Origin of the sequence: Chlamydia sp. 04-14 (assembly GCF_036632095.1) — a bacterium.
Classification (GTDB): Bacteria; Chlamydiota; Chlamydiia; order Chlamydiales; family Chlamydiaceae; genus Chlamydia.
The window spans coordinates 136,657-149,864 of the sequence record NZ_JAPYKW010000001.1 but is presented as its reverse complement, the minus strand read 5'-3'; the positions used below and the strand labels follow the sequence as shown (position 1 = coordinate 149,864).

Sequence of the window (13,208 nt, the reverse complement as noted above, 5' to 3'; positions counted from 1 at the left end):
TAGTTAAGGAACCTCTCCTATACAGCCATTTTCATACCAAGTTTTTAGCTCAGCTATTTTATTCATAATTCTATCAGTAGCTATTTGATAAGTTTCTTTAGAGCTTAGAGTGTCATTATCAATCAAATCGTCAAAAGTTAGTGGTGTACCAAAAACACAAGTAACTGTTTTCCAAATTTTAGGAAATTTTTGATAACGATTAAAAATCTCGTAAGTACCTCCAACATAGACGGGAACTACAGGAACTCGAGCTTTAATAGCTATCAAGCCAATCCCAACTTTTCCAGGAAGCAACTCGCCAGTCGGGCTACGCTCTCCTTCGGGATAAATAATAAGCTTTTTCTTCTTTTTAAAGAGTTCAAAAGCGGCTTTAAATGCTGCGGAATTGCCCCCGCCTCTTTTAACGGGATAAGATCCCCATTCTTTATGTAACCATCCTGTAAATCGATTGCTGAATAATGTAGAGCGTGCCAGATGATGTAGACAACCACGAACAGATAAATTTAGAGCTATAGGATCTAAATATGAGTTATGATTAGAAGCAATGATAGCGGCTCCTTTAACAAGATTCTTTTTTACACCATACACTTTATGTCTATAGAGTAAGGTAAAGGCAACTCTGGTAAGGAATTTACAAACTGTAAATATCATGGCAATTTTGGGGAAACTAAAGCTAAAATTTTCTCTAGAACTTGGCTTATTGTCAAATCTGAAGAATCTAAAATGATGGCACCTTCAGGAATGATTAAAGGATCATGGGCGCGTTGGCTATCTGCTTCGTCACGCTTTACAAGTTCAGCATGTAAAGCCTCTTTTGAAAGAGAATTCTCTGGTAGATCTTTTAGCCTTCGTGCAGCTCTTACTTCGGCATTTGCTGTAAGAAAGATTTTCACATCAGCATCGGGGAAAACCTTAGATCCCATATCCCTGCCTTCAAAAACACAATTACCTAATTCTGCATATTTTCTTTGGAGCTTATGCATAAAAGACCGCACTTCAGGGAGTTGAGAAAGTTTGGAGGCTGCGTTTGCTACTTCTTGAGTTCCTAGTTCTGCGGATAAGAGTTGCCCATCTAAAAAAGCTTCCAAAGGTTGCCCTGAAATAAATGAAAATGAAAACGGGGGGTGATCTATAAGTTCTTTGATCGATAGATTTTTCCAAAATTCTTGTAGGTGTGTGTAGGCTAAAGTGCGATACATCGCGCCTGTATTGCAATAGTTAAAATTTAAGTCTTTAGCAAGAGCTTTCGCTATTGTGCTTTTCCCCGTTCCTGAGGGGCCGTCTATTGTAATAATCATCTTAGAAACATGGATTTTTGTGTAATCAGAAGTAGAATATACACAATAGGGGTAGAAAGTAATAGGGAATCTAAGGTGTCTAGAGTGCCGCCTACAGCTTTTAGTTGGTTGCTATTTTTGATTTTAGCATCACGTTTGAAAATAGATTCGATAATATCTCCAAAGAATCCACTAATTCCCAGAATAACGCCTAAAGCAATTAAAATACTCGGCATAGTGATATAATTAGAAAATCTTGCGGGAATCTGCAAAAAGAATGCCACGCTAATTAAAGTAGCCCCTAAACAGCCTGAAACAAAGCCAACAATAGTTTTATGCGGACTGATTTCAGGAGTGATTTTCTTTTCACCAAATGCTTTCCCAAAGAAATAACCGAAAATATCCGCTCCTTTCGTTGTCGCAATGAGGAAACATGCCCACCAAACACCTAAAAACGGTTCATCTGTATGAATAAATCCATAAAGGATATGTAAGAATAGACGCACAGGAATGCCCACATAGAGCATAGAAAATAAAGTAATACCCGAAGTCTCTAGGGGACCGCATTTATTTTTTCTCGATCGAAAGACGTTAATGGTTATCCAAATAAATAAGAAACACCAGGGGATGGTAGAAATAAATTCAGGGAATATATGATGCCAGCGAATTGCAATAAAGCTGGTTAAAACAAAAATGAAAGATCCTATGGCGCTATATAAACGGAAAGCATAATGCATTTTAACTTTTGCCATAGTTCCATATTCATAGGTTCCTACAGCACTACAAAGAGCTGTGATAAATCCTAAAGCAAAAGATGTCACAGGAAATAGAGAACTGTAAAGAAGAAGTACTAGGAAAGTGAGAACCAACGAATGTACAACAACTCGTTGAAAAAGATCTCCATAGAAAGGAGTTTTGAACTTATTCAGTTTCAACATGGCTATTTGCCTCCTCGTCGTGATCTGTGTTGGTAAGCTTTAATGGCATCTAAAAGATGATCAGGTTTGAAATCCGGCCATAAAACATCGGTTACATATAGCTCTGTATATGCTATTTGCCATAAGAGGAAATTACTGACACGCATTTCGCCACCGGTGCGAATTAATAAATCGGGATCAGGCATTTCCGAAGTGTCTAAATACGAACGAATTATCTCTTCCGAAATTGAGTCTGAAGATATTTTTTGTTCTATCAAATCCTGATGAAGTTTCTTAAATGCACGTACCAGCTCATCCTTTCCACCATAATTAATTGCTAGCACAAGATCTCTATGTGGATTGTGGCGGGTTTTTAAGGCGATTTCAGAAATTTTTTGTTGTAGGTTTAGGGGAAGTTCCAATAAATTCCCTATACAACGCAACCGAATCTTATTTTCAATAAGATAAGGGAGTTGTTCGTCCAATTGAGAATAGAAAAGATAAAAAAGTTCCTCGACTTCTTCAGTCGATCTTAGAAAATTTTCTGTAGAGAAAGCAAATAATGTAAGAACCTCAATACCCAAAGAAAAAGCAGATTCGATAATATTGGGTAGGACTTTAGCTCCATAGTAGTGCCCCGAGGAATACTTGACAGTACACTGTGCTTGATGTTGCTGATACCAGCGGCGATTGCCGTCCATAATAATGGCAACATGTCTCGGTAAAGACTGGGTGGATAGATCAGCTTGATTCGCCTGTTTTAATGTGAGAGACATATCTACATCGTTAGTTGTGGCAGTGTGTTATGACGGGGTTTCAAAAACAACAGCTGAACCTCTTCTTAAGCTAAAATAATAGACAAAGAGCTTTTTAATTTTCTCAGAATGCAAAACAATAATGAGGGTTAAAAAAAATGCGATCTCCGAGAGGCATAGTAGAAGAAATACCATATCTTGACAAGTTGACATTCTTGAATTGAGAATAATGAACAGAACAAGTGAGCCCCTATAAAAGTTAAGGTATACATTCTGTAATGTTGTAAAAATTATTACAAATAGACGTTGATGTGTAACTACAGATTTACTTTATCGATTTCATCGGTAGGTACATTCTTTAAATACATTATTGAATACTATTTTAATTTTTGTCTGAAGCAATCATAGAGCAATCATCCTGAAGTACGTATGTCAAAGACATTCTCAATTATTTAATTATAAAGTAATAAAAATTTTTTTATTGAAAGATCCTAGAGGTTTTTTATTTCTTTGATTTGTTATACTTAGTTACATTTATAAAGTAGTTGTTTTTCAGTCATGAGACTAATACTTCCAACTTATAAGGTATCTTAAATGAAATTGCCTCGAATGTGTTTTGGGTATCTTCCGAAACCCGCATTTATGTCTACAAAAGAGAAGGGCAATATTCATTACATTCCTACGGCTCGCCATGCAGCCAGAAAAATGATTTCTGGGCTTTTCACATTATTGGGTATAGGGGCATTCTCTTGTAGTGTACTTGCTGCTAGTATGTGCCAGACTTTTCTTCCTTGTGTTGGATTATTAGTTCTTGGAATTCTTTTGTGCATCTTTGCCTATCAGCAATACATAAGTGCGTGGACACGTATCGAAATTCCGAAATTACATTATAGGAAACACGTAGTCTCTTCAGCAACCGAAGAAGAATATCGCTCTTTATTACGAACATGGCGTTTACTATCTCCGGGGGCATACTGTCATCAAGTAAATAAGAACATTCATATCTGCGAGGGGACTAAGGAGAATCTAAAGAAAATTTTAGAGAAAAGATTGGTTAAAAAAAACGGAACAATTTTAATTCAGGAATTAGATTTAGACGCGATTAGAAACGGACAGTTAGAAACCGAAACCTTGTATCAAGAAGTTTTTCAGATTCCTTCTACTATGCAAGAGTGTATTAAAAACTCATTAAGAACGAGTCATTCTCAAGACAGAATTGTCACTACTCCTTGGATTGATCGCTTTCAAGGACCTGCTCCTCAAGAAGTGCTTTATACGCATATCCCCGGATTACGTCAGGAAGAAGCGCAAACCGAATCCTCTCTACTTTCTATTTATACAGAGGCGTATGTTGAAGCTTTTAAATCAGCAATCGAAAGGGTGTCGATTTCTCGTTTTGTAAATAAAGAGGGAATCTGTCTTTTAGTTTCTCCCTTGGGAGTTATAAAAGGATTAGATAATACAGCTCTACATTCTGCAAAAATTCTTTCTAAAACAGCTTTTCTTCAAGCCGTAGAATTTTTAGCAACCGAAGTCGTCCTTCCAGAAAATAAGTCAAAAATTCCAATAACCGTGGCTCTTGTTGATCCAGATAGTGTTGCTCCCCTAAGATCTGTGAATACAAATGTCATGTTTCCGACTAGAGAGAGCTTATGTTTCTCTGATTTCGTGCCGTCTAGTTCTTCTTGGTGTCATGTGATTTAATCTGGACGAAAATAACTTCTCAGGAGTAGATGGATTTTTTATAAATCTAGATTTAGAAAATAATAATTAAAATAGATGATCCTAACTTATAGATTACGGCTTTAGGATCACATTGACAATTTCGCAATCAATTACTCGTTTAAATTCCTAAACAGGTCTCCATTTGACGATTTTATTTTCAATTGGTATTTTAGTTCATTAGTATTTCTATTCAAAATATTCGCTAATTTAAAAGAGCCACACAATGAAACAGAGATTTGGACGCAATTTAAGTATAATTGTTTTTGTTTTTGGATTGGCTCTGTACTATGTGTTGCCCACATGTCTTTATTACTCTCGACCATTAAATAAGAAAGTTGATGAGAAAGAGGCACAACAGATTGTTCGTAGATTAACGAATCAAGTTTCAGAAGTGCGTAGTGATATTATTCCTAGAGTTTCTTCAGTTCTTTCCGCATTAAAATTACGAGGACATATTACACAGCACCCCAGCATCCCAGGGGTAGTGAATGTTCATTTCAAAGATAATGCGGATGCTTATGTTTTTCTTGAAAATATGGTTTATGGTGAACCTACGGTCCCCATAAAATCGTCACGCTTGTATGTCCTAGGATACGAAAGAAAAGAGAATAGTATTGTCCAAGTCACTGGATCTTTGACTACCGCATTAACAGAAAATGATTTTTCTTTTGTCCCGTATAATAGAGAGGATGCTGAATCAGGGAAAGAAACCTTGAATGTTGTTTCATCTTTGATTGCTCTAGCCCCCGCTGGTTCATGTTCCTGCGGTTACACCTCGATTTGGAATACAGCATCTAAGGATAGAGTAGTCCAATTAGCTAACAACCTTTCATTGGGTTTGGAAATTCTTCCTAAATCAAGAACGCCGGCTCTACTTAATTACTTCTTCTCTTCAGAAAAAGATTACTCCTCATTTTTATCACGGTTAGAAAGTTTATCTACAGACTCTGATCTTCCCCAGCAGCAGCAGTCTATTTTTCGAGATGTATATCATAATTTAAAAACGAGGTCTCAAAGATGGAAAAAAACTTCTACACGTATTGTAGATAATTCTTTAGACTGTAGTGCAGTATCTCCATTCTTTTCTTCGGTAGAATTTCTCTCTAAGGAAAGAAAAATAGTGTTCTATCTCGATCCCCATGTGCTTACTAAACGTGAAGAATTATCCGTAGAACAACGTCTGGATTTTGATTCATGGCTGGCTAAAGAAAAACAAAGACTGGCACATAAATTCCAAAAACCTATTCAAGAATCTTCTCAAGGATTTTCATTTAATCTAAGTGATAAAGATGCCAGTGGAAAAATTATTTTGCACGGGCAGCGTATCTATCAGGGAATGGTTGAACATCTAGCTACGTTGGCATTGAATAGACCTCCAGCAACATCATGCGATCTTATACGAGAGAATTTTCCTATACATTGTCGTTTGCCCAAAGAAAGCGATACGTTTGGTTGTTTTATTTTCTCCCCAGAGAAGAGTTGTTCTCACTTTTCTAAAGGATCTGTTTATGTAGTTTTGAAAGGATTACGCTCCATTGCAGCGAAATATGAGAAAAGCAAAGTAGAAGATGCTAAGATTTTCGATAAGGATCTACAAAATTTATATAATTGTTTTGCTCACACAGATGTAGTTCCATGGAGTATCGGAGAAGATGAAGTTTTAGAAGTCAGAGATCCTCTACAGAGATTTTTTGATGTTTGGAGCGAGGACTTTGTTGTTACTAACGAAGGTGAAACTGCTAGTCTTGAAGTTCGCGATATACGAGATCGTTTAGAAACGTTGAACCGCATTGAAAAGCATCGTCAAGAAGAGTGGGTGCGTTGGCATGAACAATACCAGCAATCCAGTTGTTCTATGGATAATCAACAGCGTATACGCGCTGCCGTGCCTCATCGGAGTGCTTTTATTGAAAATCTCAAACTCAATTTGCGAAAATACTCTCGTGGAGACAGTGTTTTACGCTTGGGGATTGATTTTGTCGGAGGAAAACAGATTCGCTTAGCTTTTAAAGATCATCAAGGAAAGCAATTAACGGATAAGGAAGGAATCCTTAAAGTTTCCGATGAACTTTATGCTCGTTTAAATAAATTGGGTGTTGCAGAAGTCGAGATACGCAGAGAAGGAGATAACGTACATCTATGTGTTCCTGGATCCACTAAAATTTCTTCTGAAGAGATTTTAGGGACTTCTCAAATGACTTTTCATGTAGTGAATGAGAAATTTTCTCATTATTCTACATTGCGTTATGAAGTACAAAGGTTTTTAGATTATCTGTGGTTCACAGCACAAAATCAAGAGACCACATCTCCGGAAGCTATTAATAGGTTGGCAAGTCGCATCTTTAATGATCAAGAAATTCATTTGCCTACTAGTGTTAAAGAAGCAATCACAAAATTACAACAAGAAGGTCTAGCTTTCCCTGAAGTTGATGAAGAGATTTCCTCCTCTCACTTAGACACAACGTATTCAATGATCGCTATTGAAAAAGATGTTGAAGGCAAAGCAAATCCTTTGATGATTGTTTTCCGTAACTATGCTTTAGATGGAGCTTCTTTAAAAAATATCCGTCCGGAATTTGCTGTGGGGGAAGGCTATATCTTAAACTTCTCAGTAAAAGATACTGCAATAGCTCAAAGAGTTCATGATATTTCCCCGACAGAAAGTTTTCATGCCTGGACCGCTGCTTATTGTCAGGAAGGAGTAAGTGGAACAACTAATAGCCAATATTCTTCTGGAAGAGGCTGGAGAATGGCTGTAGTTCTTGATGGCTATGTGATCAGTGATCCTGTATTAAACGCTCCTTTAAAAGATCACGCTAGTGTTTCTGGGAAATTTTCTCATCGCGAAGTAAATCGCTTGGCTACTGATTTAAAATCAGGATCTATGTCATTTGTTCCTGAAGTTTTGAGCGAAGAAGTTATTTCTCCTGAATTAGGCAAACAACAACGTACACAAGGGATCATTTCTATATGTTTAGGCCTCGCTGTCTTGATAATTTTGATGAGTGTCTATTACAAATTCGGTGGTGTTATTGCTTCAGGAGCTGTGATTCTAAATCTTCTATTAATTTGGGCAGCTCTACAGTATCTTGATGCTCCATTAACTCTTACAGGGTTAGCAGGAATTGTACTGGCTATGGGAATGGCTGTGGATGCTAATGTACTTGTATTCGAGAGAATTCGCGAGGAGTATTTATTATCTCGAAGTCTTGCTCAATCTGTAGAAGCTGGGTATAAAAAAGCTTTTAGCGCTATTTTTGATTCTAATCTGACCACAGTGTTAGCTTCGCTACTCCTTCTGGTTTTAGATACGGGGCCAATTAAGGGATTTGCTCTTACTTTAATTCTTGGAATTTTCTCTTCGATGTTTACTGCTTTATTCATGACGAAATTTTTCTTCATGGTATGGATGAGTAAGACTCAAGAAACTCAGTTGCATATGATGAATAAATTCATCGGTATTAAACATGATTTTTTGAAAGAGTGTAAAAGACTTTGGGTGGTATCAGGAAGTGTTATTGTTTTAGGATGTATTGCTTTATGTTTCGGAGCATGGAATTCTGTTTTGGGCATGGATTTTAAGGGTGGCTATGCTTTCACCTTGAATATGTCGGACCAGGATACTGTAGATCTTGCTCAATTTCGCAATAAATTAGGGGATAAATTCAAGCAAGTAGGCTTGTCTCCTAGGGATTTTAAAATTAAGACTTTTGATTCTTCCGAGAAGATCAAAATATACTTCAGTCAGAATGCGTTAACTCGAGTACAAACTCCTGAGAAACAAGTATCCGAAACTCTTGATCCTAATTTATCGATAGTCATGAGCATACTCTCTGATACGGGAATAGATGTATCTTCTGATAATTTTAGAGATACACAGAATTTCTGGCTTAAAGTTAGTGGTCAATTCTCTAGCAAGATGCGTCGGCAAGCTTTTATAGCATTGATTGGGGCCTTATGCATCATCTTACTTTACGTAAGCTTGCGTTTCGAATGGCGTTACGCATTCAGTGCTATCTGTGCACTGGTTCATGATCTTGTTGCTACTTGTGCGGTATTAGTAGCTACACATTTCTTTTTACAAAAGATACAGATTGATTTACAAGCAGTTGGCGCTTTGATGACAGTTTTAGGGTATTCATTAAATAATACTCTAATCATATTCGATCGTATTCGTGAAGATCGTCAGGAAAAATTATTTACTCCAATGCCGATTCTAATTAACGACGCACTGCAAAAAACTTTAGGAAGAACAGTAATGACCACAGCGACAACACTATCAGTATTATTAATTTTACTGTTTGTTGGTGGCGGGTCAATCTTTAACTTTGCTTTCATCATGACAATAGGTATTCTCTTGGGTACACTATCATCTCTATACATAGCACCACCTCTTCTTCTATTCATGGTTCGTAAAGAGGAAAGAAGCAGGCATAGCTAAAAGTTATTGCCTGTTTTGGTACAGAAGGATGAGAAAACTCTCTTTAGAAAAGTAGATTTTTAAAGAGTTTACGGCGCGAAAATCTATGGCAAGTAAAGATAATTCTTCTGTACCCAGTCCTAACTGGGTATACCCTAAGCAGGATCCTGCATTGCTTTCTACAGTTATAAAGGAATTGCATCTTCATCCGATAGCCGCACAGATCTTTATTTCTCGAGGATTTCAAACTGTGAATGAAGTCCGGGATTTTCTTTATGTACATCTAGATAATCTTCATGATCCAGAACTCTTGCTTGATATGTCCAAGGCTATAGAGCGTTTGCTTCTTGCTAAAGAACGCAATGAGCATGTCATGATTTATGGTGATAGTGATGTTGATGGAATGACAGGGGTTGCTCTTCTCGTAGAGTTTTTAAGATCTATAGATATGAAAGTCAGCTACTGCTTTTTGGGAGCTCTACTAAAACACCACGGAGAACCCTCCTCACTGATTGCTAGAATGAAAGAGGAGAATGTCTCATTACTGATTACAGTAGATTGTGGGATCACCGCGGGAAAAGAAGTCAGCGATATCAATAAGCAGGGGATTGATGTGATTATAACAGATCATCATATGCCCACGGGTAAAATTCCTCATTGCATAGCAACATTAAACCCTAAATTAAGAGATCGTGCCTATCCCAATAAAGAATTAACAGGTGTAGGCGTCGCGTTTAAGCTCGCGCGCGGTGTCCTTAATGCATTAAAGAAAAAAAACCCGAAATTAAAAATAGATATTAAACATCTGTTGGATTTAGTGACTTTAGGGACAGTGACTGATGTGGGGACTCTTTTAGGAGAAAATCGTACTATGGTACGCCATGGCATTAAAGAGATAGCTAATAGTTCGCGATTAGGTCTTCATAAATTATGTCTTCTTGCTGGAGTAAAGCCTTCAGAAGTTACCTCAACTGATATTGTTTTGAAAATAGCTCCAAAATTGAACAGCTTGGGTAGGCTTTCTGATGCTTCCAAGGGTGTTGAACTTTTACTTACCGAAGATCCAGAAGCCGCCGATGAGATAATCCAGTACCTTGATAAGATAAATAGAGAACGGCAGAAGATAGAAGCTGATGTTTTCCATGATGTACAAAAAATCTTAAAAAATAAACCCGAGATAGTTAAGCAGGCTGCTATTGTATTATCCTCTCAAGATTGGCACTCAAGGGTTATTCCGATCATTTCTGCACGTCTAGCTAAAGCTTATAATAAACCTGTGGCTATTATTTCTAATCAAGGAGGTATAGGGAAAGGATCATTGAGGACTATAGGTTCTTTTCCTCTTCTTGGTATATTACAGAAATGTGCGTCTTTGTTTGTATCTTATGGAGGGCATGATTTTGCTGCGGGGATCATCATTAATGAAGATCAAATAGAAGTTTTTAGAAAGAAGTTCATTCATCTTGTGAACTCATCGTTAAAAAAGGATAAGGCGGTTCTTACTTTGCCTCTCGATGCTCGAGCTGATTTTGACGAGATAGACCATGATTTATTATCTTCTATAGATCTTTTTGAGCCTTTTGGGAAAGGTAACCCCGTCCCAGTATTTTATACTGTAGTGCATCAGGTGCGTTATCCAAAGTTATTGCCGGGGAACCATCTCAAGCTTTATCTCAGTCGTGGAGAAAGGAATTTAGAAGGTATTGCTTTCGGATTGGGGGATAGGATAGATGCTCTCAAAGCTAATTGGAATAAGCCTTTAGAACTTGCTTATACGCCACGTTTGTCTCAATCTTCTAACGGAGGAGTTATTCATTTACTAGTTCGAGATTTCCGCATTCTTCCATTAAATTATAAAGACACCAACATCGAGTTTTAATTCTTTGGATGCAAAGACAGCATTCTTTAGATTCTCCTATTTCCTAATACTTTTTTCTTGAGTTTTTCTACAGGCTTGTTTTAAATGGTTCACCCAATTTTATTGATGGATGGGTGTCCTCTCAAATTTATTTTCTCCGGATATTTTGGCTAATGAAAACAACTTAATGCTTCGGCACAACAGTTTTTCTAGGAACATCTCATAGAAAGAGATAAAGTAGCCAAGGGTTCGAAACAATTTTATAGTAATTCCTGAAGGTGGTTTTGACGATTTTTTTATGGAGCTGTAAGTATGATAAAGGATGAAATTCTTTATATTTTTTATTTTAAAATTATTCCTGATAATAAGAAGTGTTTAATTTAAAATAGCAGAATAGAAACATTTTCTTTGTTTTATTCCATGTTTTTTTTAAAATGTTTACTTTTAACTCCCATATTTGCAGCAGATATGTTCTCAGTTACCCAATCATCTGTTATAGGTAATCCCCTGTTCACGATGAACCCAAAACCTGAAATTTTTATGTTTTCCTCAGAAGCTGCTCGTAAAGCATATGAGAGGAGAGCGCAGTGTCCTTTACTGTACAATTTAATCGATGTTATCTGTGAAGTTGTTAAGTTAATTTTTCGCATTATTTTGCTTATTCCTGTTGGATTATTTTGGATATTGGGGAAAATTTGTCAGAATGTGTTGCTTCCCGCAGCCGGAGGTGCATTTTCAGGACAATTATGCTGTGTGAAAAGGTTATTACAAGAAGCCTTTCACATTCGTGTAGGTTATTGGGTAGATAGTGGCTATGTGAGTTCTGTAGAACGTGTTCCTATTCAAAATGATGATTTATTCATTGATACCCTCCGTATTGAATTTCCTAACGCTAAGAAAGATAGATGGATGCTTATTTCCCTAGGAAATAGCGAATGTTTTGAAAACAGAGCTATTCTTCGTCGGGGTGATGATTGGATGTTGAATGTAGCAAAGCAATCACAAGCTAATGTTTTAGTATTTAACTATCCTGGAGTGATGCATAGCAAAGGTCCTATTTCGCGAGAATCTTTAGGAAAAGCTTATCAGGCATGTGTTCATTATCTTCGTGATCATCCTGGGGGGCCGAAAGCAAAGCAAATCATTGCTTACGGCTATTCTTTAGGAACATTAGTACAAGCTCTGGGATTAAGTAAGGAAATTACTGATGGGAGTGATGGGGTTAGTTGGTTTGTCGTTAAAGACCGTGGGCCAAAGTCTGTTTCAGCAGTAGCATCTCAATGGGTAGGGAAATTAGGTCAATGGGTGATAGAATTATTGGGTTGGGAGATCAATTCAGCAAAATATAGTGAGTCTCTTGTTTGCCCCGAATTATTTATACATGGGGTAAATAGTCAATCTCAGTTAATAGGCGACGGTTTGTTCAATAGAAATAATTGTTTTGCAGCACCGTTTTTAGATTCCAATACCTCTAATCTTCCTGGAAAGAAAATTTCTATGGGAGAATATCTTCTAGTACATCAGGGTGTTCTTCAGGAGACAACTGTGAGGAAGATAGTTGAACACATCACAGATCACTTTGATTCCGAAGATCTGACTGAAACACTAGGTTCTAGGGAATAACTTCGATGATGCGAAAGCGTATTTTGGCTCAATAGAGAATCTTTTACGTAAAAGATTCTCTATGGCACTGTTGTCTCTGCCTTGAATTTGTCTTCAAATTAAGGATACTAGTACGCATAAAGCTACTGAGATACAAAATGCGATTCAGAATAACTTACTACTATAGTTGAATAGACTCTTGAAAATAGTCAGACAAGCTAATGGAGAAAAAATGAACGCTATTACGATAAAATCTGGTTTTTTCTGACCTATCTATTTGATTTTCAGAAGGGTTGAGATAGTTATTTTCAAATAACTATGTAAAGACTGTTGAATTTAGGAGGAATAAGATTCGTCCCGCTCTTCCTAAAATTTTTCCATTTTAACAAGTGTTTTAGGAGAAAGGGTTTGTAGTTGCGCAAACCAATGTCTCTAAGATCTCTATGTTTTAATGTTAAGAAATATTAATAAATTGAAGGAGTTATTTGGTTTTATTAAGATTTAAACCAAAAACATCAACTTTGTATTAACAAAAAAGCTTGATTAATAAAGCTTTTCTTAGGAAAATACTTATTTAAAAATTTCTAAAAATTAAGGAAGAACTACTAACTATTAAGGTTGTTTTAATTCTAGAATATGTTGAGGGGGGAGGTT

At 36.8% G+C, this 13,208-nt stretch carries 8 protein-coding genes; 4 read left to right on the top strand and 4 right to left on the bottom strand.

Going from position 1 to position 13,208, the window contains the following annotated elements:
- Window positions 1–3 precede the first annotated feature (3 nt).
- From O6937_RS00570 to O6937_RS00555, 4 genes are read right to left on the bottom strand one after another with little or no spacing between them, the layout of a single operon-like run.
- Window positions 4–651, bottom strand: a complete 648-nt coding sequence (locus O6937_RS00570; RefSeq protein ID WP_332389783.1) for a lysophospholipid acyltransferase family protein — start codon at window positions 649–651, stop codon at window positions 4–6.
- Complete coding sequence (gene cmk, locus O6937_RS00565) at window positions 648–1,298, bottom strand: (d)CMP kinase (RefSeq protein ID WP_213240279.1); 651 nt, start codon at window positions 1,296–1,298, stop codon at window positions 648–650. The genes O6937_RS00570 and cmk overlap by 4 nt, the downstream gene beginning before the upstream one ends.
- Entirely contained in the window at window positions 1,295–2,215 is a 921-nt protein-coding gene (locus tag O6937_RS00560) for a phosphatidate cytidylyltransferase (protein ID WP_213240281.1), read from the bottom strand. Before O6937_RS00560 ends, cmk begins: the two co-directional genes overlap by 4 nt.
- A gap of 2 nt (window positions 2,216–2,217) precedes the next feature.
- Complete coding sequence (locus tag O6937_RS00555) at window positions 2,218–2,970, bottom strand: isoprenyl transferase (protein WP_213240283.1); 753 nt, start codon at window positions 2,968–2,970, stop codon at window positions 2,218–2,220.
- 573 nt (window positions 2,971–3,543) lie between these two features.
- On the opposite strand from O6937_RS00555, the gene O6937_RS00550 reads away from it, so the two are divergent.
- From O6937_RS00550 to O6937_RS00535, 4 genes are all read left to right on the top strand, one after another.
- Entirely contained in the window at window positions 3,544–4,653 is a 1,110-nt protein-coding gene (locus O6937_RS00550; protein WP_213240285.1) for a hypothetical protein, read from the top strand.
- A gap of 244 nt (window positions 4,654–4,897) precedes the next feature.
- Window positions 4,898–9,115: a protein translocase subunit SecD gene (secD, locus tag O6937_RS00545; protein WP_332389782.1), complete on the top strand. Its 4,218-nt coding sequence runs from the start codon at window positions 4,898–4,900 to the stop codon at window positions 9,113–9,115.
- An 85-nt stretch (window positions 9,116–9,200) separates the two neighbouring features.
- Window positions 9,201–10,973 (top strand): single-stranded-DNA-specific exonuclease RecJ, encoded by a 1,773-nt coding sequence (gene recJ, locus O6937_RS00540; RefSeq protein ID WP_213240289.1) that lies wholly within the window; start codon window positions 9,201–9,203, stop codon window positions 10,971–10,973.
- A gap of 495 nt (window positions 10,974–11,468) precedes the next feature.
- Complete coding sequence (locus tag O6937_RS00535) at window positions 11,469–12,575, top strand: CPn0927/CPn0928 family alpha/beta hydrolase fold protein (protein ID WP_213240291.1); 1,107 nt, start codon at window positions 11,469–11,471, stop codon at window positions 12,573–12,575.
- Window positions 12,576–13,208: the final 633 nt, after the last annotated feature.

What these genes read in the sequence shown, in the direction of transcription:
- recJ (WP_213240289.1), top strand. Translation starts at nt 9,201, where the DNA reads ATGGCAAGTAAAGATAATTCTTCTGTACCCAGTCCTAACTGGGTATAC.
- O6937_RS00555 (WP_213240283.1), bottom strand. Translation starts at nt 2,970, where the DNA reads ATGTCTCTCACATTAAAACAGGCGAATCAAGCTGATCTATCCACCCAG.
- O6937_RS00535 (WP_213240291.1), top strand. Translation starts at nt 11,469, where the DNA reads ATGAACCCAAAACCTGAAATTTTTATGTTTTCCTCAGAAGCTGCTCGT.
- cmk (WP_213240279.1), bottom strand. Translation starts at nt 1,298, where the DNA reads ATGATTATTACAATAGACGGCCCCTCAGGAACGGGGAAAAGCACAATA.
- O6937_RS00560 (WP_213240281.1), bottom strand. Translation starts at nt 2,215, where the DNA reads ATGTTGAAACTGAATAAGTTCAAAACTCCTTTCTATGGAGATCTTTTT.
- secD (WP_332389782.1), top strand. Translation starts at nt 4,898, where the DNA reads ATGAAACAGAGATTTGGACGCAATTTAAGTATAATTGTTTTTGTTTTT.
- O6937_RS00570 (WP_332389783.1), bottom strand. Translation starts at nt 651, where the DNA reads ATGATATTTACAGTTTGTAAATTCCTTACCAGAGTTGCCTTTACCTTA.
- O6937_RS00550 (WP_213240285.1), top strand. Translation starts at nt 3,544, where the DNA reads ATGAAATTGCCTCGAATGTGTTTTGGGTATCTTCCGAAACCCGCATTT.